The organism is Parasphingorhabdus pacifica, assembly GCF_054779195.1.
In genome coordinates this window covers 37,510-57,978 of sequence record NZ_BAAGYS010000009.1, presented here as the reverse complement: position 1 = coordinate 57,978, position 20,469 = coordinate 37,510, and the positions used below count along the sequence as shown (strand labels likewise).

General features: G+C 65.7%; 23 protein-coding genes, 1 tRNA gene and 1 pseudogene. 7 read left to right on the top strand and 18 right to left on the bottom strand.

Going from position 1 to position 20,469, the window contains the following annotated elements; all coding sequences use genetic code 11:
• The 5 genes and pseudogenes from ACYVAN_RS15315 to ACYVAN_RS15295 form a co-directional block, all read right to left on the bottom strand.
• Positions 1-832 (bottom strand): annotated as a pseudogene (locus ACYVAN_RS15315) (hypothetical protein); the annotation flags it as partial.
• 252 nt (positions 833-1,084) lie between these two features.
• The gene (locus ACYVAN_RS15310) at positions 1,085-1,981 is read right to left on the bottom strand and encodes a GGDEF domain-containing protein (protein WP_460960101.1); all 897 of its coding nucleotides are present in this window, start codon (positions 1,979-1,981) and stop codon (positions 1,085-1,087) included.
• Between the two features lie 361 nt (positions 1,982-2,342).
• A complete protein-coding gene (locus ACYVAN_RS15305) occupies positions 2,343-2,846 on the bottom strand; it encodes a hypothetical protein (RefSeq protein WP_460960099.1) in 504 nt (167 codons plus the stop codon).
• A 136-nt stretch (positions 2,847-2,982) separates the two neighbouring features.
• On the bottom strand, positions 2,983-4,122 hold the full coding sequence (gene dusB, locus ACYVAN_RS15300) for a tRNA dihydrouridine synthase DusB (protein ID WP_460960097.1): 1,140 nt from the start codon (positions 4,120-4,122) through the stop codon (positions 2,983-2,985).
• Between the two features lie 159 nt (positions 4,123-4,281).
• Positions 4,282-4,857, bottom strand: a complete 576-nt coding sequence (locus ACYVAN_RS15295; protein ID WP_460960095.1) for a superoxide dismutase family protein — start codon at positions 4,855-4,857, stop codon at positions 4,282-4,284.
• Between the two features lie 115 nt (positions 4,858-4,972).
• Between ACYVAN_RS15295 and ACYVAN_RS15290 the strand changes: the two genes are divergently transcribed.
• Entirely contained in the window at positions 4,973-5,917 is a 945-nt protein-coding gene (locus ACYVAN_RS15290) for a DMT family transporter (RefSeq protein ID WP_460960093.1), read from the top strand.
• A gap of 36 nt (positions 5,918-5,953) precedes the next feature.
• Here the strand turns inward: ACYVAN_RS15290 and ACYVAN_RS15285 are convergent, their stop codons facing one another.
• Positions 5,954-6,535, bottom strand: a complete 582-nt coding sequence (locus ACYVAN_RS15285) for a DUF4232 domain-containing protein (protein ID WP_460960091.1) — start codon at positions 6,533-6,535, stop codon at positions 5,954-5,956.
• Positions 6,536-7,038: 503 nt separating this feature from the next.
• Here ACYVAN_RS15285 and ACYVAN_RS15280 point away from each other — a divergent pair.
• Positions 7,039-7,114 (top strand) — tRNA-Lys (locus ACYVAN_RS15280).
• Positions 7,115-7,182: 68 nt separating this feature from the next.
• Here the strand turns inward: ACYVAN_RS15280 and ACYVAN_RS15275 are convergent.
• The 11 genes from ACYVAN_RS15275 to ACYVAN_RS15225 all read right to left on the bottom strand — a co-directional run bounded on the left by ACYVAN_RS15275 (position 7,183) and on the right by ACYVAN_RS15225 (position 14,739).
• The gene (locus ACYVAN_RS15275; RefSeq protein WP_460960103.1) at positions 7,183-8,259 is read right to left on the bottom strand and encodes a tyrosine-type recombinase/integrase; all 1,077 of its coding nucleotides are present in this window, start codon (positions 8,257-8,259) and stop codon (positions 7,183-7,185) included.
• 80 nt (positions 8,260-8,339) lie between these two features.
• Positions 8,340-8,522: a helix-turn-helix domain-containing protein gene (locus ACYVAN_RS15270; RefSeq protein WP_460960089.1), complete on the bottom strand. Its 183-nt coding sequence runs from the start codon at positions 8,520-8,522 to the stop codon at positions 8,340-8,342.
• Between the two features lie 2 nt (positions 8,523-8,524).
• Positions 8,525-10,036 (bottom strand): replication initiator, encoded by a 1,512-nt coding sequence (locus ACYVAN_RS15265; protein ID WP_460960087.1) that lies wholly within the window; start codon positions 10,034-10,036, stop codon positions 8,525-8,527.
• A gap of 94 nt (positions 10,037-10,130) precedes the next feature.
• Positions 10,131-11,027: a DUF2637 domain-containing protein gene (locus ACYVAN_RS15260; protein WP_460960085.1), complete on the bottom strand. Its 897-nt coding sequence runs from the start codon at positions 11,025-11,027 to the stop codon at positions 10,131-10,133.
• A 33-nt stretch (positions 11,028-11,060) separates the two neighbouring features.
• Complete coding sequence (locus tag ACYVAN_RS15255; protein WP_460960083.1) at positions 11,061-11,246, bottom strand: hypothetical protein; 186 nt, start codon at positions 11,244-11,246, stop codon at positions 11,061-11,063.
• Between the two features lie 26 nt (positions 11,247-11,272).
• Positions 11,273-12,676, bottom strand: coding sequence for a hypothetical protein (locus ACYVAN_RS15250; RefSeq protein WP_460960081.1), 1,404 nt, complete (start codon positions 12,674-12,676; stop codon positions 11,273-11,275).
• Between the two features lie 85 nt (positions 12,677-12,761).
• On the bottom strand, positions 12,762-12,944 hold the full coding sequence (locus ACYVAN_RS15245) for a hypothetical protein (RefSeq protein WP_460960079.1): 183 nt from the start codon (positions 12,942-12,944) through the stop codon (positions 12,762-12,764).
• A 2-nt stretch (positions 12,945-12,946) separates the two neighbouring features.
• Positions 12,947-13,213, bottom strand: a complete 267-nt coding sequence (locus ACYVAN_RS15240; protein WP_460960077.1) for a hypothetical protein — start codon at positions 13,211-13,213, stop codon at positions 12,947-12,949.
• 174 nt (positions 13,214-13,387) lie between these two features.
• Entirely contained in the window at positions 13,388-13,801 is a 414-nt protein-coding gene (locus ACYVAN_RS15235; RefSeq protein ID WP_460960075.1) for a hypothetical protein, read from the bottom strand.
• 156 nt (positions 13,802-13,957) lie between these two features.
• Positions 13,958-14,152, bottom strand: a complete 195-nt coding sequence (locus tag ACYVAN_RS15230) for a hypothetical protein (protein WP_460960073.1) — start codon at positions 14,150-14,152, stop codon at positions 13,958-13,960.
• A 236-nt stretch (positions 14,153-14,388) separates the two neighbouring features.
• A complete protein-coding gene (locus ACYVAN_RS15225; RefSeq protein WP_460960071.1) occupies positions 14,389-14,739 on the bottom strand; it encodes a hypothetical protein in 351 nt (116 codons plus the stop codon).
• 113 nt (positions 14,740-14,852) lie between these two features.
• On the opposite strand from ACYVAN_RS15225, the gene ACYVAN_RS15220 reads away from it, so the two are divergent.
• The gene (locus ACYVAN_RS15220; RefSeq protein WP_460960069.1) at positions 14,853-15,698 is read left to right on the top strand and encodes a GntR family transcriptional regulator; all 846 of its coding nucleotides are present in this window, start codon (positions 14,853-14,855) and stop codon (positions 15,696-15,698) included.
• Positions 15,695-16,348, top strand: coding sequence for an HAD family hydrolase (locus tag ACYVAN_RS15215; RefSeq protein WP_460960067.1), 654 nt, complete (start codon positions 15,695-15,697; stop codon positions 16,346-16,348). Before ACYVAN_RS15220 ends, ACYVAN_RS15215 begins: the two co-directional genes overlap by 4 nt.
• Before the next feature lie 362 nt (positions 16,349-16,710).
• Here ACYVAN_RS15215 and ACYVAN_RS15210 read toward each other — a convergent pair whose 3' ends face one another.
• On the bottom strand, positions 16,711-17,106 hold the full coding sequence (locus ACYVAN_RS15210; RefSeq protein WP_460960065.1) for a winged helix-turn-helix transcriptional regulator: 396 nt from the start codon (positions 17,104-17,106) through the stop codon (positions 16,711-16,713).
• Between the two features lie 93 nt (positions 17,107-17,199).
• Here ACYVAN_RS15210 and ACYVAN_RS15205 point away from each other — a divergent pair, with 93 nt between their 5' ends.
• The 3 genes from ACYVAN_RS15205 to ACYVAN_RS15195 all read left to right on the top strand — a co-directional run bounded on the left by ACYVAN_RS15205 (position 17,200) and on the right by ACYVAN_RS15195 (position 20,438).
• Positions 17,200-18,672, top strand: a complete 1,473-nt coding sequence (locus ACYVAN_RS15205; protein WP_460960063.1) for an MFS transporter — start codon at positions 17,200-17,202, stop codon at positions 18,670-18,672.
• Between the two features lie 104 nt (positions 18,673-18,776).
• A complete protein-coding gene (locus tag ACYVAN_RS15200) occupies positions 18,777-19,178 on the top strand; it encodes a DoxX family protein (protein ID WP_460960061.1) in 402 nt (133 codons plus the stop codon).
• Positions 19,179-20,156: 978 nt separating this feature from the next.
• Positions 20,157-20,438 (top strand): hypothetical protein, encoded by a 282-nt coding sequence (locus ACYVAN_RS15195; protein ID WP_460960059.1) that lies wholly within the window; start codon positions 20,157-20,159, stop codon positions 20,436-20,438.
• Positions 20,439-20,469: the final 31 nt, after the last annotated feature.

The following is a 20,469-nucleotide window of genomic DNA, read 5'->3' as shown; positions in this document are numbered from 1 at the left end:
GCGGGCTCGGCTGCTGGGGCGCGCGGGGCCTGCGCGGCTGGGCGGGCGGCGGGGTCCACGCCGATTCGGCTGCGGGGCGAGCGGAGCGCGGCGGCGCCTGCGGAGGCTGGTTCGCCGCCGGAGGCGCCGGATTCGCGGGCGGGTTGGGTGCTTGGGCCTGCGGGGTGGCGGGACGTCCGGAGTAGGACGTTCCTGCTGGGGCGTTGGCCGGTGCTGCCCCGTTCATGGGGGCTGCGGGGGCCGGTCCCGCCCCGTTCGGTGGTCCCGCCCCGTTCGGCGGGGCCGCCCCGTTGGTGGGGGCCGCCCCGTTGGTGGGGGCCGCCCCGTTGGTGGGGGTCGCCCGGTTGGTGGGGGTCGCCCGGTTGGTGGGGGTCGCCCCGTTGGTGGGCGGATTGCCGTACATGGGTGCCGACTGCGGTGCCGACTGCGGTGCGGGATGGGCATTACCGCCGCGTTCGGGCCCGGGCGGTCCGTGCCGGGAGCGACCGTTCGGTGGCGGAGACCCTGCCTCGGGAGGTGGGGTCCATTCGGCGCGGCGTTCACCGGTGCTCGCGTTGCGTGGTGGACGCGCGGGCGCTGCGGGCTCACCGGCGGGTGCTGAGTTACTCGGCTCCGCGGGTTCGGCCTCGCGGCGGTGCGAGGAGCCTGCGCCGGGGGACTTGCCGTGCGCGGCGAGCAGGTCGACGACCCTGGTGCCGCCCGTTCCATCGTCACCGAGCGAACGGCGGCGACGCCCTTGCGAGGAGGACTCCTCTCGGGCCGCAGCCTGCTGTTCCTGGTTCGAGGGGGAACGCTGGTGCCCGTTATTGCCGGTTCGGGGGTCCTGCGGCACCCGTTTTCCCTCCCACTCGCGAAGTTGATGATCTGTCATGTTCGATGTTGGCGGTTCAACCCCCCGAAGCTGTATCGCCAAACGCTGCCGAGATAGTACGACCGATCGCCTGAACTGACGATAGTGCAGGCAATTTCTTCACAATCGGTGCACGATGCTTCCCTGATTCTAGGCCGATTTAGCCATTTGTGTTAGCCCACTTGACCGGCGATAACACTCTGTGCACAACTCAGTGCGAACGCGCTGTCGCGTTCAGTAGCCGATAATGCGCGATGTGGCCGCCGGCCTACGATCGGTCGCCAAACCTGCGATCCGCACCTCGTTGCCGGTGCGATACGCCACCGCGTTGCGCCCGGACTGCTTGGCGGCGTAGAGCAGGGCATCAGCACTGATGAGCTGCTGTTCGGCGTTGGGAGACGTCGATTCCCGCTCGTTGCCGGCCAGTCCGTGGGTCATGCCGATGCTGACCGTCACCCGCAACCCCGGAGCCAGCTGTGACCAGGAATACGTCTCGACCCGGGTGCGAGCAGCCTCACATGCCGCGACCGCCGCGCGCCGGTCGACGGCCGGAAGCACGAGCACGAACTCCTCGCCGCCGTAGCGCGCGCAGAATCCCCCGTCGGGCAGGGCTTCCTGCAGCAGCTCGACGACCCGCTGCAGTACCCGGTCTCCGAGCAGGTGTCCGTAGGTGTCGTTGACCTGCTTGAACCAGTCCAGGTCGACCAGGCCGACGGCCAGTCCGTTGCCCGTCGTGTCGGCGAGCAGGTCAGCGAGGCGCTCATCGAGGTACCGGCGGTTGTAACTGGCGGTCAGGCTGTCCCGAAGGCTCTGCTCGCGCGCTTCGGCGTGCTCCTTGCGGAGCCGGTTGACCTCGTGGCGGAGCTGTTCGGGAATGCGCGGGGTGTCCTCGGTGGAGAGGATGTCCAGCGCGGAACGCAGGTGGTGGTAGGCCTGTCGCCATTGCCCGCGCGACGCAAGCAGGGCGGCGATCGACTCGTGCAGCTCCACCATGCCCGTGTCGTTGGCGATGTCCCGCCGGGCGCGTCGGGGCCCGAAGTCGGCTGGAGGGGTCGACACGGGATGCGTAGCTGGCGCGACGCCTTCGTGCAGGCCCTCGCGGCCCGCGAAATCGTCACGCAGTCCGGTCATCGGACTCACCTCCCGTCCGTGGTGTCGTCGGGTGCGACGGATCGCTTGAGTGCTTGGACTCATGCGCGTTCGAATTCGCTCATCCGGCGTAGCAGTGACTGCTCCGAACAGGTGAAAAATCCTCACGTCGTGCCGCGGTTTGGTGTTTACCCGCCCCGCGGGGTGTTGCGGAAGTCGAAATCGCACGCCCCACCCGCACGGACCAGTCCGCCCGCGCGTGTTATTCGTCACTGTCGTTGTTCAGTCCGGTCGAAATCGCCGGGATTCGTGCGGGACGACCGATCCGGCGCGGAACCGAACGCGGTCGGCTGAGCCGGGTCAGTGAGGACGGCTCGACGCGGAAAGCCGAGAGGGGACAGGGTCAGCGGGGGCAGGGAGCGAAACCGAAGACGCGCTCCTGCAGGAACGCCAGGTGCACGGATCCGATCTGCCGCCCGAGGACGGTACCGGACCGCCGGGTCGTCACTTCCACGCCGACGACCCACAGTTCACCGCGCGGTGGACCGGTACCCGCCGGATCGAAATCCGGGTCTGGCCGCAGGGTCGTCAGAGCGGGTTCGAGCTCCACCGTCAGCTCGCCCAGCTCGCACACGTGGCCGCTGAAATCCGGGTGCTGGCTGCGGTCGAAGAACTCCTGCTGGGCTTCCGGACCGCGCGCGGCAGCGGCGTTGTTGTCCGCGAAGTACTGCCGGACGGATCGATCCGGCTCGGTGTCCTCCGGCGCCGAACCGCAGCCGACGACCAGCAGTGCCGGGCACAGCAGGGCGATCAGCGCACAGCGAGCTGGGGAATGTTTCGGTAGTGGTTCGGGTGGTGGGCACTCAGCGGAACCCCCGGTGTCTGGTCGCTGCGGGAGCCCCGACATGACGTACCGGCGTACGCCACGTCCGAGCCGTCCTCGCAAAAGAACACCGAGAACCCGCCACCGGCCCACCCTGAGTCCCACCCGGAAGGCGGCTGACGCCGCCCGTGAAACAGATCCTGGCCGTGCGGCACGCACCTCAGCCGCCGCTGTGGTCGATCTCGGCGTCCGCCGGGACGCAGGAGTCGTCGGGATCGTCCAGCCAGCCTTCGGGCAGCACGACCTTGCTCGCCGAACCCTGCCGCCCGCGCGGACCTTCGGCATCGGCCGGGAACGGTACGTCCGGATCGAGTTGCGCCAGCAGGTCGTCGAGTTCGGCCAGCCCGGAGACGAGGCCGAACCGGTGGCGCAGGTCCGATCCCACCGGAAAACCACGCAGGTACTGAGCCATGTGCTTGCGCAGATCGCGGAGACCCCGCTCCTCGCCCATGTGCTCGGCGAGCAGCTCGCCGTGGCGGCGGAGCACGCGGGCGACCTCGCCGAGGTTCGGACCCTCGGGGATCTCCCGGCCCGCGAAAGCCGCCTGCAGGTCGCGGAAGAGCCACGGCCGCCCCAGGCAACCGCGCCCCACCACGACGCCGTCGCAACCGGTTTCGGCGACCATGCGCAGCGCGTCGTCGGCGCTGAAGATGTCACCGTTGCCCAGCACCGGAATGCCCCGCACGGTTTCCTTCAGCCGAGTGATCGCCGACCAGTCGGCCTGTCCCGAATACCGCTGGGCCGCGGTGCGCCCGTGCAGCGCCACCGCCGCGGCGCCCATGTCCTCCGCGATGCGCCCGGCATCGAGGTAGGTCGTGTGATCGTCGTCGATGCCGATGCGGAACTTGACGGTGACCGGGATGCCCGCGGGCTCGGCAGCCTTGACCGCGGCCTGGACGATCTCGCCGAACAGCCGCCGCTTGTACGGCAACGCGGAACCACCGCCCTTGCGGGTGACCTTCGGCACCGGGCAGCCGAAGTTCATGTCGACGTGGTCGGCGAGATTCTCGTCGACGATCATGCGCACGGCATCGCCCATGGTGGCCGGGTCGACGCCGTAGAGCTGCATCGAGCGCGGTGTCTCGTCGTCGTCGAAGGTCACCATCTGCAGCGTCTGCGGGTGCCGCTCGACGAGCGCACGGCTGGTGATCATCTCGCACACGTAGAGCCCGGCGCCGTACTCCCTGCACAGCCGCCGGAAGGCGACGTTGGTGATCCCGGCCATCGGCGCGAGCACCACCGGCGGATCGACCTCGTACTGGCCGATCTTCAGGGCTGATCTGGTCAAGGTGGCAGTCACGTCGTCCATTGTCGCCATATCTCGGCGTCCGGTGTGCAACCGCCTGCTCGTCCCGAGCGGCGCCGTGGCGCAACCGGCTGTTGTGGATCTCCCGACCGGCCACCGGAGTTGGGGACGGCGCCGTGGCCGCCCCCAACGATCGGCAGAAGACGACCTCCGTCAGAACTGGGCGTTCAGGCAGGCCAGACGCGAACCGGCCGAACCCGCCTCGCCGGGCGCGGTCGAGGTGTGCTCCTCGTGGATCACGAAGGAGTTGGCCATCCGCCCGCGGAACTGCCAGTCACCGGTGGCGTGGCTGACGGCGTGGCCCGCCGAGTTGGTGCGGAAGTCGAGCCACACTTCGTTCTCCGGATTCGCGTACGCCGGATCGACCGACGGGCGCACCGGGTCGACGTCCTGCTGGAAGTGCGGACCGGCGTCCTTGCCGGTCGCACCGCACGGCTTGGTGTGCACGTGGGCGCCGTACTCGCGGTCGGGTTCGAGGCCACCGAGCACGACGGTGATCCGGGTTTGCCCGTTGCCGAGCGGGGTCGACAGCACCTTCGCGCGGGCCCCCGCGGGCACCTGCGATTCGTCGTAGGTCACGGCGGCCGCGCCTTCCCGGTAAGGCTCGTAGGTCCCGTGGGAGAGGCGAGGTGAGAGGTCCTGGTTCGAGGTGGAGGCGGTGGCCATCGGTGCGGCCGCGAGGGACAGCAGCGCCGCCGTGGCGGCGAGCGGGATCGAGATTCGTGACATGTCGGCAGCTTGGCGCATGACGATCACGTCGTGTGCCCACGTCACCCGGATGGCGGCGGGGGGTGTGATGTGAATCCTGCTCTGTTCGACCGGAACGCCCGGTTAGGTTGATCCCATGGTGACAACGCGATCGGGCAGCGGGACCAGCCGCGACCGGATGTGGCTGGTGGCGCTGGCAACGGCGATGTGGGGTACGGACGCGTTGTGGCGAATGCCGTTGGCCACCGAGTTGCCCGCCGGCACCGTGGTCTTCTGGGAGCACCTGATCATCGTCGTGCTGCTCTCGCCGTTCCTGCCGAGCGCGTGGCGCGCGTTGCGGGCGTGCGGCCTGCGAGAACGCATCGCGATCGGCGTGATCGGCGCGGGCTCCTCGGCACTGGCGACGGCCCTGTTCACGGCGGCCTTCCAAGCCGGTGACCCGGTGACGCCGCTGGTGCTGCAGAAGCTGCAGCCGATCTTCGCGGCGGTCGCGGCTTTCTGGCTGCTGCGCGAGGGCATCCGTGCCCGGTACCTGCTGTTCGCGTTGCCCGCCCTGGTCGGTGCTTGGTTGCTGGCTTTCGACAACCCGCTGGACGTGCACGTTTCGCAGCTGCGTCCGGCGCTGCTCGCGTTGGGCGCCGCGGTGTTGTGGGCCGCCGGAACCGTGCTCGGGAGGATGGTCAGCGCCAGAGTGCCGGCCCGCGACGTCACCACCCTGCGGTTCGCGATCGGGCTGCCCGCCGCGACGGCGATCGTGTTCGGGCAGGGTGATCCGATCGCGGTCGGTTGGTCGAACGTGCCGGGCCTGCTGTTGCTAGCGCTGGTGCCTGGACTGATCGCTCTCCGGCTGTACTACGTCGGCCTGCGAACGACCCCGGCCGCACGGGCGGCGGTGGCCGAACTGGCCTTCCCGGCGACGGCGGCGGTCGTGGGAGTCGGCGTGCTGGGTGCCGAACTCGGTGTCACGCAGTGGATCGGTTTCGCGCTCGTGGTGCTGGCGGTCGCGGCTCTGGGGCGGCACGAGCGCGTCAGCGGGCAGAAGGTGGTGACTGCGCCACAAGTCGATTCCGTTCCGACGTGAGTGGCGGTGGGTGACCGCCGCTGCGCGGGCGTGCGGTCACCAGGTGGTGATGCCCTCTTCGGAGGGCTGCAGTGTTCCCATCTCGATTCCGCTGATCACCAGTTTGGGATGAGGACCTTCGTCCGAGCTGGTCAACTTCGCCGAGGTCGATTCGTTGGTGCCGGGCGGGATGGCGACCACTTCGGCGACGTTGTAGGCGTTGTCCTCGCGCTGGTCGCCGGGGAAGAATCGTACGCCGGAGTAGGCGGTATCACCGGGAGCGAGATCGAAGTTCTTCGCGGGGGTCGGCTGCGGGACCTGCTTGAACGGGACCTGCTCCGGCAGTTCGGATTCGCTGCGCACGGTCAGGCCGGTCCAGCCCTCCACCGGGCAGTGCTTCCCGGAGGTGTTCGTGAGACGGAGCATGCCGAAGTCGTGGCGGGGTGGCTGCAGGGAGATCTCGACGTTGAAGTCGTGGGCGGTGCACGCGGTCGCCATGGCGGACTCGTCTTCGGGGGCTCCGGAACCGCGTTCGGTCATCTCGCCGAGCGTGTCCTGGTTATCGCCGCAACCGGCCAACATGACCGAAGCCGTGCACAGACCGACGAGGACTCGCAGCGTTCGTTTCCGGTCGTGCATGACCTTCCTTTCCTATGTGTCCAGTGTGGAGTCTCTTCCGGGGATCGCCGGTTCGGGGCGGTCGATCCCGGTCGGACGGTCGTCTGTGGTGGTTCGTGGTGGCGTTGCTTGGTGGCATTGCTCCTCGGACAACGCTACAGACGCGCATAGCCGCGTGGGATGTTCTCGTCCTGCTTGATCGGGTGTGGCGTCGAGCAGTACCCGTGTCCGTTCCATTGCGTGGAACCGCCGGACCGCTGGCACCGCTTCCTGCGGCTGATGATGCCGGTGCGGATGATGCAGCACCATCCTTCGGCGTCCCGGCGGCCGCGCCGGTCAAGGCTTGCCGGATTCGCCCGTTTCGGGTGAAAGTTCGGCGAGTCGCACGGGGAGATCATGCGTCCGTGCCCGGTCCTGTGGCTTTGCGTCGACGGCCGACCCGAATCAGCAGGTCAGGGGCGAGATCCGCGAAACCCCGACCAGTGAAAGACAAGATCACGACACCCTTGTAACCTGTCACGTGCGGGGCGTTAGCTCAACAGGCAGAGCAGCGGACTTTTAATCCGCGGGTTCCGGGTTCGATCCCCGGGCGCCCCACCAAAACCCCAGGTCAGAAGCGGTGCGCTGGTGGGCGGGTGATCACCTGCCCCCGATTTACCCCCGGAAAACTACTCGGCGGCCTCGTCGAGGGCAGACTCCAGAGCGACCGCCGCCACCCGGCTGACCGTTGCCCGACCCATGTACACGTCCTGCGTCATCGACGGCCGCGAGTGCCCCAACTGGTCCGCGATGAGACGGGCAGTGAGCCCCGCCTCATCCAGCACCGTCGCAGCGGTCTTACGGAAGACGTGCGAGGTGACCCAGGCAAATCCCTCGCTGCCTCGGGTCTCCCGAAGTACCCGACGGACGTTCGAAGGATCTCGGACACCCCCCAAGCTGCTGGGGAATATCGGTCCCTCAGGATCGTCAGCGCCAGCGAATCGCTCCCGCAGCATATCGACGGCCCAGGAAGGCAGCGGCAGGGTGCGATCCCCGTGTTCGGACTTCGTCGACTTCCGGATCAGACCCTTGCCCTTGACCCGGACAACGGTGTAGTCCACAGCCACGACCGATTCATCGAAGTCGATCTCTGGCCAGTACACCGCGAGCGCTTCACCGATGCGAACGCCGGTCGCAAGCATGAAACGCGACAGATCCGGCAAGTCCCACCGCTGCGCCTTCTCGTCCACCTCCAGCTGGGCAAGCCACTGGACGCGCTCCTCGAGAGACAGGGCTCGCGGCTTCTTCTTACGGCGCCCATCGAGGCGTGCCGTGTCGCGTGTCGGGTTCTGCTCAAGCGCCCCGTGCCTTACGGCATAGCCTGTGACTCCTGCCACGATCGATCGAGCGGTCTTGGTTACCGCCACGCTCTTGTTCGTTCGCAAGGCCTGCAAGAACGCATCCACCGCAGGCACCGTCACCTCATAGCCGATACGGAGTTCACCGAGCGCCGGGAGCACATGACGATGCAGGACGCTCCGGTACTGGTCCAACGTCGTCGGCGATCGCGTCCCGCTGTTCACCGCGTGCTCGATCGTTGTCAGCCACTGGCCGGCCACATCACGGAACCGTGTGTCTGGCTTGATCTGACCACCACGAGCCTTGGAACGATCAGCAAGCGCCTTCTTCAAGCTCCGCTCGGCGACAGCCGCAGTCCGTCCGCTGCGCTCAACCTCGCGACTCACGCCGTCGGAGTCACGAAACATCGTCCTCGCGCGCCAGCCCGAGCCGGTCTTTTCCGTGCGGATCCGGCCATAGGTCCCGATCGGGAGTGGTGGGCGTGGCATCAGATTGCCTCTTCGGGTTGGTTGTCGAACCAGGATTCGACGTCGTCGGGCTTGTAGCGGATGTGTTTGCCGACGCGGCGTCCGGGTGGACCTCCTCCTCGGGTGCGCCATTGGTAGACGGTGCCGACGGGGACGCCGAGGTAGTCGGCGACGTCGGTGGGTCCCCAGAGGTTGCGGATCATGGCTAGTCCTTTCGTTCGGTGTGGTAGCGGTGTTTGCGTGCGTCTCGGGTGCGTTCGGCGATGGCGGCGGCCAGTTCGCGTTGTTCGGGGGTGGTGTGGCCGACGCTGGTCATGTCCCATTCGTTGATCACGGTGATGGTGGATTCGTCCTCGATGCCGAGTTCGGCCAGTGCCTGTTCGTGGCGGTATTGGCGCCGGTCGTTGCGGATTTGGCGGAAGGGCACCGAGTAGTACTGGGACTTGCTGAGGAAGTGGCCTCGGAAGGCGAGCATGTGTGCCCAGCGACGGAGGTTGAGTGCGTCGATCGGGTCGGGCTTGTCCGCGTGTTCGGGGTGTGCGCGTTGGTAGAGCACGGTGCGAGCGACGTGCCCACCGCCTTGGCAGGTCGGGCAGTAGTCGGTGGTATCGCACCCGCAGTTGTCGGGTTGGTGCTGGCCGTGGGGGTGGCAGTCCGGGCAGGCGACGGGGGCGGCGAGGTCCCAGGCGGTTTGGATGATCCGCCGGTGGTGCGGGCTGGCTTGGAGAAGGTCGATGTGGCCTTGGGAGCGAATGGGGCGGTCGGTGGCCTCGGATTTGCCGGTGCCCTTGGTGGCGTATTTGGCGACGTAGGACGCCAGCCGGTCGTCGGTGATCACTCCGTGCTCGTCTTCGATTTGGGAGGCGTTGACGGGGCGGATTGGGCGGATGTCGATCTGTTCGCCGAAGGTCAGTTCGCGTGTCTGTCCGTCGACTTCGGGGGAGGTGAGGTAGACGGCGGTGTGGGCGGCGTGGATGGCGTTGGTGAGGAGTTCCGTCGTGCCCCAGCCGGGTGTGGGGTCACTGGGGCCGTCGGGTCCGTCGAGGCGCAGCACGGCGTGGAAGTGGATGAGGCCGCGGCGTTGGTATTCGGCGACCTTCGCGAACGACAGGCGGGCGTGGTCGCCGAATTCGCGGACGGTGAGGCCGGCGGCCATGGCGATGTGGCGTTTGAGGTAGCGGGTGAACCGGGACCACAAGGCGCCGGCATGTGCCTGCCACAGGACATGACCGGTGTAGTCGTAGGCCTCCGGATCGATCGGCTGGCCGAGACGCGGGTCGTCGGGGTGGTGGTGCTCGCCGCAGCGGCAGGGCACCCGGCGGCCGGAGGCAGCGGTGCGGGCGTTGTGGACCGGCCCGAACGAGGGGGCGGTCAGGGTGAGGAACAGGCGGGGTTTTTCGGCGACGGTGGCGGGGATGTTCTTGGTGCCGCCGGACAGGCCCGCGCGGAGGAGGTGGAAGGCGTCGGCGGCGTAGCGGTCGGAGCAGGCGGGGCAGACCGATTCGCGGCGGTTGCCGCAGGGCACCGTGACCTGTCCGGAGCGGGAGTTCAGTAGTTGGTGGGTGGTGTTGTCTTGGATGCCCCAGGTGCCGGAGAGGTGTACGGGGTGGGTGCATCCGCCGGTGGCTTCGACCTTCGAACGCCACTGTTTGTAGCCAGGGCCGCCGATCCCCGAGCGGTGCGGGTCTGGTGTGGACAGACGGGTGGATGCGGGCATGGTCACCTCCTGAAGACACAAAAGAGGCGGGACACCAGCCCCGAAGCGTTCGAGGCGATGCCCCGCCGAGACAGGGAGCGGAGTTGCTCGGGGGTTAGGTCAGGGCATGGCCGTTGTTGGTGGCCAGATCAGCCAAGACCTGCTCAACCAAGGCGTCGGGGAGCTTGGCCAACTGCCGGATATCGGCGGCGGTCAGTTCCCGGCCCTCGGAAGCGGCTTCGGCCCGGCGTCGGGAGATCGCTTCGACCATCGGAGCGGGCAACTTCGGACCCCGCTTGACCGTGGCCGTGGGTGTCAGCGGCTGAGACGGGGCCTCAGGAGCCGGTGAAGCCGGTTCGGGCGCCGGGACCGGTTCGGGAGTTGGTTCTGGCTCCGGTTCCGTGACGGCCGGTTCGGTCGGCAGGGGTTCGGTCTGTGCCGCAGATACGGCCGGTTGGGGTCGGGTGGTGAGTCCTGCGAGTTCTTCGACGGGGATGCTGGCGATCTGGGCGCGGAAGGCTTGTGTGGTGCCGGTGCGGTCGACGATCCAGCGTAGGAGGAGCAGGCCGGGGCGCAGTCGGAAGGCGTGGCGGCCGTGGCGGGCTTCGTAGTCGGCGCGGAGTTCGATGAGCACGACGTCGAAGACCGCTACTGCGGCGACTGGCAGGGCGGCTGCCACGATGCGTGCTTCGGTGGTGGGTTGGTGAATCCAGTTGATCCACGCGCTGACTGCGGTGAAACCCCACATCAGCACCCGGCCTCGGAGTGCGGAACGGCCGTTGATCGAGGACCGGTAGGTCATCAGGGTGCAGGCGAAGGCCGCGCCGTCGAAGGTGGCCGGGAGCAGCCAGGCGGTCCAGAAACTGAATCCGGCCATCGTGTCCTGGCCGTAGGCGTGCAGCCCCACGAAGCTGGCCGCCCAACCCATCACAGCCGCCAGTGCCACGATCAACAATGACACCGGGGCCAGCCATCGATGCGCCCTACTGGGGTGTACGCCCGAGTCGTCCACTGTGATTCCCTCCCTTCACAAGAGGATCGAGAGTTATTGGAAGGTCAGCAGGGACCGCACGCCCTGCACGAGCACGGCCATGCCCAGCGCTAACAGGATTGCGTGCGCGGGTCCGCCGACGAGCCAGACGGCGGCCAGGGCGAGCAGGGCGACGATGACGACCATGGCGAGGATGCCGATAGTGCGGCCGGTGACCTGGATCTGAACCTGGGGTCGCATGTGATTTCCCTTCTGTGTCAACGAATTCAGGCGGCGTCTTCGATGTCGTCGTTCTCGTCGGGGTGGCGGAACCGGACGACGTTGGATTCTTCGGGGGTGTGGCTGGGGGTGCAGGTGCGGACGAGTTCGGCAATGTCGTCGTCGGAGGTGAATCCGGCCCGCACGCGGGTGGGGCGTCGGGAGTGCTGGTCGACGCGGAAGCCGATTCCGGCGTGTTCTTCGTCGGCGGGGATCTCGTCGGTGAGTGCGCCTTTGATGCGCATGCCGTCGCCGAGGACCATGTCCGGGTGGTTTTCGGCGGTGGTGCGCAGGCAGATCCGGCGGGTGAACAGGTCCCGGACCGGGACGATGTCCTTGGTCGGTTCCTGCACGTAGGCGGCCAGCGCGAAGCCGGGGTCACGGCCTTGGGTCATGATCTCGGCCATGAGCTTGATCGCCTGCCGAGTCGTTCGGGAGTCGCCGAGAGCGGTCATCATGGCCAGCTCGTCGATCATCAACACCCGGAACGGGGTCTCACGGCTGATGGAGAACTTCCGGAGTCCCTGTTCGGTGAGGTGGCGCTGGGTGGCCTTCATGTCGTCGCGGAAGGCTTCGATGATCTCCAGCGCGGGTTCCGGTTCGTCGGCGTAGCGGTCACCGAAGAGCGAGCGGGCGTGGCCTGCTTCCATGCCGCCCTTGAGATCGCACATGTCCACGCGCACGAGCCCGTCCCGGATGGCCGGACCCATCGCCCGCAGTGGGTTCCAGAGCAGGGAGGACTTGCCCGAGCCGGTGGCACCGCACCCGAGCAGGTGATGCCCCTGGAGGGGCTCGGTCCAGTCGTTGCCGTCCTCGTCTTCGCCGAAGTAGAGCGCACCGAGATCGACGTCCGCTGAATCGGCGGGGATCTCGGCGGGGTCGATGACGTCGTCGAACGGATTGCCCCGCACCACAGTGATCGCGATGACCTGGGGTTTGACCTTGACAATGCCGATCGCGTCGGCCTTGAGCGCCATCGCCAGAACCTCTTGCTGGTCCTGGAAGTGCTTGAGCGACTGCCCGCGCAGCACCTTGATGTAGAGCGTGTCGATCGAAGCCGACGCCGAGCGGACCCGCACCAGCCGCGGCACCTCGGTGTGACCGGTTTTGCGGTTGTCCCGGCTGAACCCGCAGTCGATCATCAGACCGCGCCACCGGCCGCCGACATAGCGCAACCACCTACGACGAAACGAGCGCACCGCCGGAGAGGCGCAGCGGTCGAACGAGGCCGGATGACCGCGATACCAGGACACCGCCCCGACACCCAGCCCGGCCAGCGTGGCACCGAGGGGCAGGGGGCCGAACTCGACGGCGCCCGCGCCCAGCAGCGCCGGTGTGGTGGTGATGGCGGGGTGGCGTGCCATCCAGCCAGCCGCACGCCATTCGATGCCTCGAACTCGTCCCTTACCCATCTGTGCTCACTCCCTTGGTTGTGCGGACACAAAAGGGGCTCGACCACCACCGCAGCGGCAGCCGAGCCCCGAAACGACACGTCGTCTAGCGGATGTAGGGGGCAACGTCCTGCAGGTCGACCTGGTAGTCGGCGACCTTGCGAGCCAATTCATCGTGATCCTTCTTGAAACCAGCGGTGCGAACCTGAATGCCGCTCATCGCCTCCCGCAGTTCCTTCATGGCCTTATCGATGTCCTGAATGACCGCGTCCACCTGAAACTTGCGCATGCTCAGACCCTCCAGCCCTTCGACACCAATTCCTTCTCCCACTTCACCGTGGCCTGGTGCAGCGCGTTCAACTGCTCCACAGCCTTCTGATGACCGGCGGCGACTTCTTCCTCATTCGGCACCTGCCACCCGCTATCTCCGGGGTCAGGATCGCCGATCTTCGGATGCAATTTCGCGGCTTCCTCCAGCGCCATCCGCACCACATCCAGCGCGGTATGCAACGACTGGTATTTGTCCATTGCCCGCCGGTTCGCTGCCTGTACCTGCATCGATTACCACTCCTCGCCTTCGATAACCTCACTGGCTCGTTTCCTGTATTCATCCGGTCCCACGTCCTGCGACTCACCATCGACCACGACCTGAGCCCACGGACGCCCATCCGAATCCATCCGTCTCGTCACCTGCTCAATCCGACCCATCACGAATCTCCCCTTTCTCGGGTGTTAAGCACTGCGTTGGCAGCGATCACCGGTATGTGCCCAAGCCGATGGTTTATGCAGGGCCGACCACCGGTAGGCGGTCTGTCGGGACTTGCGCGGGACCAGCACCGAGCGAGCGGGGCCGGTGTAGCGCTCGTAACGGACCTGGTGCGTGCCGCCCACATCGAGCCATTTCGCGTCGATGAGCTGGTGCACCGCGTAATCGACCTGGGATGGCACCTTCTCGACCAGATCGTCGGTGACCCGCCGGTACACATCCTCACGAATGCCGATCAGCACGAACCCCACCGACGACGCCTCACGAAGGATCTGCTCAACCAGCTCCATGTCGTTGACCGGCGGACGCGGCGTCTCCCGCGGTTTCAGCGGGGCGACCGGAACACCGAACAAATCGTATTCACCATCGGTGGCCGTCACGACTGGCCACCATCCCCGGACGTGCCCAAACAGCCCGACCCATGAAATCCATTATTCATCGTTCCTCCTAGCCCATCTGGTAGCAGTCCTCATCGAAACTGTGCAGGTACGAACCACCCAACGCACAACCAGCGCGATAACCAAACGTCGACATTCCTATTCCACTTCCGCATTGGCCTCGAAATACTTGATCCAGAGCTTCAATTCCACGCACAGGTCATTCATATGGGTAATGAGCCTGACCGAACGCTGACGACAGTCGCCACCAGCCGAGACGACTGATACCGAATCATCTTCAGCGTACGAAGCAGCACTCTCCACCATCTCCAGAATGTGCTGATAGGAGTTCATCAACTCGTGATATTCAGTCCGACTTAGCACGTGCTTCCTCCTCTTTTTGGGAAACCATGAAGACCCCCGACATGTAATATTCGGGGGCCAATATGGCCTCCCCGACGTGACTATTCACGCCGGAAAAAGGCATAGCTCGGCCCACTATGGAATTCTCAAACAACAGACAGCCAGAACGGCTTAAAAGAAGTAGAATCAGATCAGTGGATCAGGAATTCACCGGAGGTCCGGGAAGGTCAGGCCACGGCCTTGATGCCGCTGGCCCGCATCGACACACCCTGTCGGCCGTTCATGTCCCACTGCGAGATGCGGGGGTTGTGCAGCTCCACGAGCTGACCCTCTTCCACCTGGCCAGTGGGGTCGGTCTCCACGGTCACCTTGACCTCGAAACTCTTGCCCGTCGGACGGCCCTCGGACGGCAACTGCTTCATCAGCAGCGACACCACATACAGCGTCGAGTTCGCGTTCTGCGGGTCGGTCGCTACCTCCTGAAGGCCGGTCTCCTTGTTCTTGTACGTCTTCACCTCCGGCTCCTCAGTGACCCGAAGCTTGTAGCCCTCCAACACGACCGGGATGTTCTTCAGCATCTCGCTGCCTCCGCGTAAGTCCTAAGGTTCGATGTTGGCCAGCTTGGCTAGCCATGTCAACCGTTGCACAGCATGGCTAGTCAGATCTTCGCTTGAGGCGGTAACCTGGGGATATGATCGAACTTGACCCCGACGACCCCAGGCCGCCGTACCAGCAGGTGGCGAACGCTCTGCGTGCCTCGATCCTCACCAAGACCCTTCGCCCGGGCGAGAAGTTGCCGTCTGGCGCAGACCTAGGGAAGCGGTACGGCGTAGCGAGGATGACCGTGCAGCAGGCGATCCGTGTCCTTCGCGACGAAGGACTCGTGGTGTCGCGCCAGGGGAGTGGGGTCTTCGTTCGGGAACGGACTGAGCGCCCGATTGGGCTCCGGCCTCACCTTGAGCAGGCGTTTACACAGGAGCACGTCTCCATCGATTTCGCTGGTTTTTCCGGCGAGACCCTCCACGGTGCGCTCACGGAGCCTCTCGACCAAATCCGCAGTGGACGCATGCGTCCGGAGTCGATTCGGGTTCGTCTGCTGGTGCCGGACACAGAGGTTCCGTGGGCTCTGCCTGTCAGGGTCTCGGACATGGGGGACAGTCCAGCCTTCCGGAAGCGAGCGGCTGGCATCATGCAGCGGCACACGCTCGCGATCGTGGACGCGGTGAACGAGCTTGGCAGGCTTGGGCTAGTTGCGGATTCGAACGCGGAGCTTCGTGTCTACCCGGCTGTTCCGCTGTTCAAGCTGTACTTGATCAACGGGTTGGAAGCGTTCTTCGGCTACTACCCGGTCCGCGAGCACACCGTCGCGCTGGAAGGCGAGGACACCCCGATATGGGACTTGATGGGCAAGGACGCCACCCTGTTCCATCACGCGGCCGAGCCTGGGGTCGAGTCGCTGAGTTCCCTGTTCATCGAACAGTCTCAAATGTGGTTCGACAGCATCTGGGATACGGTCGCGCGAGGCGTTGAGCGATGACAGCACCCGGCGCGATGGTTGCCCGCTCGCGCGCGATCTTGTTGGACTTCGATGGTCCTGTCTGCGCCGTTTTCGGGGGGCTCTCCAACACGCATGTGGCGGCTGAGCTTCGGGCCATGTTCGACGGTTCCTTGCCGGATGTCGTCAACAGCAGCTCGGACCCGTTCGATGTCCTGGGCTATGCGGCACAACTTGGCGGAGTAGCCGAGCCAATCGAGAGGCGGTTGAGTGAACTCGAAGTCGAAGCAGTCCGGACTGCCCCGCCAACGTCAGGCGCTGCGGACGCACTCGCGCTCTTCGCTCGCCTGAAGCTGCCCGTCGTCATCGTCTCGAACAACTCGGACGCAGCGATCCGGGCATACCTAAACGCCAACGGGCTGAGTGGCCAGGTCGCCCACATCAGTGCACGCACGACAGCGGACCCGAACCTGCTGAAACCGAACCCGTTCTTGCTGCAACAGGCCATCTGCCAGGTCAATGAAGCCCCGGCGGACTGCCTGATGATCGGCGACTCGGTATCGGACATCGAAGCCGCCCACAGTGCCCGCACGCCAGTGGTGGGCTTTGCGAACAAGCCCGGCAAGCGTGCACGCATGAACAAGCACCAGCCCGATGTGATCATCGACGATATGTCGGAGCTCGTTTCTTAACCGAGCCCAACCCTCAAACAGTGGCATCCGCATCGAACAGACCTGTCTGGGTTCAGATGATGGGTAACAGCTCGACTCCGCTTGATTGGTTATACGATCTCTGAGCTGAGGGCAGTTGTGTGGCCGCACAGAGGTAACGCTCGGTGATCTCCGTCCATGGGCAGCACGACGGGATCCGGCCGTTGAATGCGTGGTTAGCCAGGCATGTCGGTCCGTTCGTATAGCCCCCGCTCACTGAGAATTTCGTCGTACGGGGTAACTGAGACATCGCTGGTCACAGCCGCGAGCACGACAGCCGTGGTGCCTCACTGCTCGACTGGGGTTCGACAACCGGACACTGATCATCGCCTATGGTCCTGCCGTCATTCCTCGGCCGGGTCGTGGTCGCGGTCGTAGGTGTTGCGGGCGGTGGCGATTGCCTCTCGGTGGCGTTGCGCCCATGCCGTAAGCGCTTGGAGGGAATCGTATAGCTCGCGGGCCATGTCGGTGGCGGTGTATTCGACCTTGGGTGGCACGGTCGGGTAGACGGTTCGTTTGATGAGTCCGTCGCGTTCGAGGTTGCGCAGGGTGAGTGTGAGCATGCGACGGCTGATCCCCTTGATGGAACGCTCAAGCTCGGTGAACCGGACCGGGCCTTTGCTGACGGCCACGAGGATCTGGATGCTCCATTTGCCGGCGACGCGGTCCAGAACTTCGTGGACTGGACACGCTTCCGCGTGGATGACCTGGGTTGACACATCCGTGTTCCGCTGGGACATGAAAGTGCCTCCTTCCATAGTTCCCCGATAGTCACAGACGATGCCTCCTGTAACAAATCGTGCCCCTAGGGCTGTGAGACAGGAAGCGAACCTGTGAATCTCTCCATCACGCGGCCACGGTCGCGGCCCGCTCTGAGCCTCGCGCTGCTGGCGGGGGCGCAGTTCCTCGTGGCCGTCGACTTCGACATCGTGATCGTTGCCCTGCCCGCCATCGGGCAGGCTCTCGGCTTCACAGCACAGTCACTGCAATGGGTGGTCAGTGCCTACACCGTCGTCCTTGGTGGGTTCCTGATGCTCGGAGGCCGGGCAACCGACAGGATCGGGCCACGACGCATGTTCCTCCTGGGACTCGTACTGTTCGGAGGCGCGTCACTGACCGCAGGATTCGCCGCCGAACCCGATGTGTTGGTGACCGCCCGCGCGGTTCAGGGACTGGGTGCTGCGTTGCTGACCCCGGCCACGCTGGCGCTGATCAATACTGGCTTCGCGGAGGGCCCTGAACGCACCCGGGCACTGTCGGTCTGGGGCGCTGCCGGCGCCTCCGGCGCTGCTGTGGGCGTGCTGGGCGGCGGCATGCTCACCCATTACTTGGGCTGGGAATGGGTGTTCTTCGTCAACGTGCCCGTGGCGCTGAGTGCCGCGCTGGCCGCTCCACACCTGCTGACTGCTGACCCACCCCGCGAAAGCAAGCACCGTCGCTTCGATCTACCTGGCGCACTACTCGCCACTGCCGGCTCGACGCTGGTGGTGTTGGGCCTGATCACCGGACCGGAGACGGGGTGGAACTCGATCTCCGGCGCTGGGGCTGTGGCGATTGGAATCGTACTGCTGGGCGGTTTCCTCCTCGTCGAGAACAACACCCGCAACCCCTTGATGCCGCTGCGCCTGCTGCGCACACGCAGCCTGGCCGTAGCCATGGGGCTCATCTTCATCTTCATGGGCACGGTCGGAACGCAGTACTACCTGTTCACCACCTACCTGCAGACCGTTCTCGGATACAGCGCCTTGCAGACCGGCCTGGCGTTTCTGCCGCTGAGCATGCTCAGCATCGTGGCCTCCGCCAAACTCGGTCCGATCCTGCTCAATCGATGGGGAAGCCGGGTGGCCCTGTGCACCGGCATGCTCGGCGTGGGGACCTCGATGATCACACTGGCCATGAGCATGTCGATCGACGGTGCCTACTGGACGGCTTTTCCGGGCCTGATTCTGTGGGGTCTCGGCGCCGGCGTCGCTTTCCCCGCCGTGTTCGTAACGGCAGGCTCGGGAGTCTCCCCTGGTCAGCAGGGCGTCGTTTCGGCTCTGGTCACCACGTCCCAATACATTGGGCTGTCCGTTGGCCTGGCCGCTCTCGTCGCTGTCGCCACCGCGGGCCTGGATGCCGCACCCACGGATGAGGTCCTCGTCGGTGGCCTGCGCACGGCCGGGCTGGTGGCTGCCCTGGTCACCATCGCCGGCGCCGCCCTCGTGCTCGCACTCAAGCCATCGCAGTCGACATCGCCGAGCTACCGACGTCCAGGACAGACGGAGGACAGAGCACGACGATCACTCCACCGGACGTGCCGCTAACCGATCGGCTTACACGACGGTCCTTCTGCGACCGATAAGTCCACTGTGTCCAGCGGTTCTAGTTATTGAGCCGGCGAACAAGTAGCAACGAAAGGAGTCACCTCATGAAGATTCTTGTGTGGGTCGTATCGATCCTCCTCGCACTTACCTTCCTCGCGGTCGGCGGGATGAAGGTGCTGGCCTCAGCGGCCGACCTACAACAGTCAGCGGGAGGAGTCCCGATCACCCTATTGAAATTGACGGGTACTGCGGAACTGCTCGGTGCGCTCGGCCTGGTCCTGCCCGCCGCGACCCGGATCATGCCGGTGCTGACACCGCTGGCCGCCGCTGGCCTCACCGTAACGATGGTCGGTGCCACGATCGCTAACCTCGCCGTCGGCGCCTACGCGGCGCTACCGATGACCGTCGTCCTCGGTCTGGCCTGCGCATTCGTCGGCTGGGCACGTTTCAGTCGTTACACCATTCAACCCCGCAGCCAGACAATAGCGGCCGCGGCATCGGGCTGAATGGTGTAACGGTGAAGGATCCGCTAGTGAGGCACCACTAGGACCAAGGACGCACTCCAACTCCACCAGCCACAGACGGTAGAGCCAATACAAACAGTCACAATCGGCCTGTCGGCACTTTCGTCTGAAGCCAGCGTGTTACCCATCAAACGAAGTAGCACAGCACCGAACAGACCGTGTGTCCAAAGTTTCTTCTCTTCATCAAGGGCGGCCCCTCCGGGGCCGCCTGCCTGCTGTTTCTTCTGGCCGAGCAAGCGGGACGCCGGGCATGCGGCCTCCGGCCGGTCCCGGCGCCCGCGCTCGACCAAGGACGGGAAGGCAGTGCCGGCCGCGGTGTCCGCACTGATGAAAGAATGTCCTCGCCGGACGGGCAGGCCAACAGGATGAGGGGGCAGTGCTCGCGGGCTGCGGTTCTGGTGGTGCCTGGGTCTGTCCTCATCCCGACGACCTCCACAAGGGCTATCAGGCCGCGCCAAGGGTGCAAGCCTGGCATCGCCCGTCGCGCCGGCATCGAAGGTTGCACCCTTGACCCAGCCTGATCGGGCTTCGCCAGGTCGACGGGATGAGGACAGAAGGCTCCTCCATGTAGGTGGAGACAAGAAAAGCCCCGGACGCGCTCGAAGCACATCCGGGGCAGGCAGGCCGAAAATTCAAGCTCAACCCCCGTTCTGCCCCCGGAAAACGACGTCAAATGACGTGCAAGGATCTCCACCACCGAGTATTTGCTTTTGCTATCCGGTCTGGTGACGGAGGTCAATACGGGTCGATGTCAGATGACGGCAGTCTTCGCCTCAGAATCCGCGGGTTCCGGGTTCGATCCCCGGGCGCCCCACCACAACCCCAGGTCAACGGCCTGGGGTTTCATGTGTTCAAGGCCGCGCGTGCACTTTACGTGCACAAAACGGTTCGGACTGTCTATCCAGGGCACCCTCCAGGGCGCGTATCTCGGCTGACCGCCTTGCGTCCCAGGTACACGTGGTGGGTGAGTTCCTCAGTGCCCTAGCCGATCGGCCATTGTTCGAGCCGACGACGCGGCTTCATCGCAAGATCGCTGCTGCGGTCTTGCGAAAGACGCGTGAGGTGATCCAGGCGACCGTCGCGGCCCTCGGTTTCGGACTGTGGTGGGGCATCGGTCAACCGAGCATCACCACCGGCAAGCCCTGGGCGGCCGAGGAAGGCTTCGGCTTCGTCGAGATCGTGCTGGCCAATTGTGGGCAACATCGGTGCGGAGGTCGCCAAGGGTGCCATAACGGTGTTTAATAACGGCGTTATGGATCCATGGTCTTGCTGC

Coding starts and splice junctions, on each gene's coding strand:
- ACYVAN_RS15310 (WP_460960101.1), bottom strand. CDS start 1,981: ATGACCGGACTGCGTGACGATTTCGCGGGCCGCGAGGGCCTGCACGAA.
- ACYVAN_RS15305 (WP_460960099.1), bottom strand. CDS start 2,846: ATGTCGGGGCTCCCGCAGCGACCAGACACCGGGGGTTCCGCTGAGTGC.
- ACYVAN_RS15295 (WP_460960095.1), bottom strand. CDS start 4,857: ATGTCACGAATCTCGATCCCGCTCGCCGCCACGGCGGCGCTGCTGTCC.
- ACYVAN_RS15290 (WP_460960093.1), top strand. CDS start 4,973: ATGGTGACAACGCGATCGGGCAGCGGGACCAGCCGCGACCGGATGTGG.
- ACYVAN_RS15285 (WP_460960091.1), bottom strand. CDS start 6,535: ATGCACGACCGGAAACGAACGCTGCGAGTCCTCGTCGGTCTGTGCACG.
- ACYVAN_RS15275 (WP_460960103.1), bottom strand. CDS start 8,259: ATGTTTCGTGACTCCGACGGCGTGAGTCGCGAGGTTGAGCGCAGCGGA.
- ACYVAN_RS15270 (WP_460960089.1), bottom strand. CDS start 8,522: ATGATCCGCAACCTCTGGGGACCCACCGACGTCGCCGACTACCTCGGC.
- ACYVAN_RS15265 (WP_460960087.1), bottom strand. CDS start 10,036: ATGCCCGCATCCACCCGTCTGTCCACACCAGACCCGCACCGCTCGGGG.
- ACYVAN_RS15255 (WP_460960083.1), bottom strand. CDS start 11,246: ATGCGACCCCAGGTTCAGATCCAGGTCACCGGCCGCACTATCGGCATC.
- ACYVAN_RS15250 (WP_460960081.1), bottom strand. CDS start 12,676: ATGGGTAAGGGACGAGTTCGAGGCATCGAATGGCGTGCGGCTGGCTGG.
- ACYVAN_RS15245 (WP_460960079.1), bottom strand. CDS start 12,944: ATGCGCAAGTTTCAGGTGGACGCGGTCATTCAGGACATCGATAAGGCC.
- ACYVAN_RS15240 (WP_460960077.1), bottom strand. CDS start 13,213: ATGCAGGTACAGGCAGCGAACCGGCGGGCAATGGACAAATACCAGTCG.
- ACYVAN_RS15230 (WP_460960073.1), bottom strand. CDS start 14,152: ATGAACTCCTATCAGCACATTCTGGAGATGGTGGAGAGTGCTGCTTCG.
- ACYVAN_RS15225 (WP_460960071.1), bottom strand. CDS start 14,739: ATGCTGAAGAACATCCCGGTCGTGTTGGAGGGCTACAAGCTTCGGGTC.
- ACYVAN_RS15220 (WP_460960069.1), top strand. CDS start 14,853: ATGATCGAACTTGACCCCGACGACCCCAGGCCGCCGTACCAGCAGGTG.
- ACYVAN_RS15215 (WP_460960067.1), top strand. CDS start 15,695: ATGACAGCACCCGGCGCGATGGTTGCCCGCTCGCGCGCGATCTTGTTG.
- ACYVAN_RS15210 (WP_460960065.1), bottom strand. CDS start 17,106: ATGTCCCAGCGGAACACGGATGTGTCAACCCAGGTCATCCACGCGGAA.
- ACYVAN_RS15200 (WP_460960061.1), top strand. CDS start 18,777: ATGAAGATTCTTGTGTGGGTCGTATCGATCCTCCTCGCACTTACCTTC.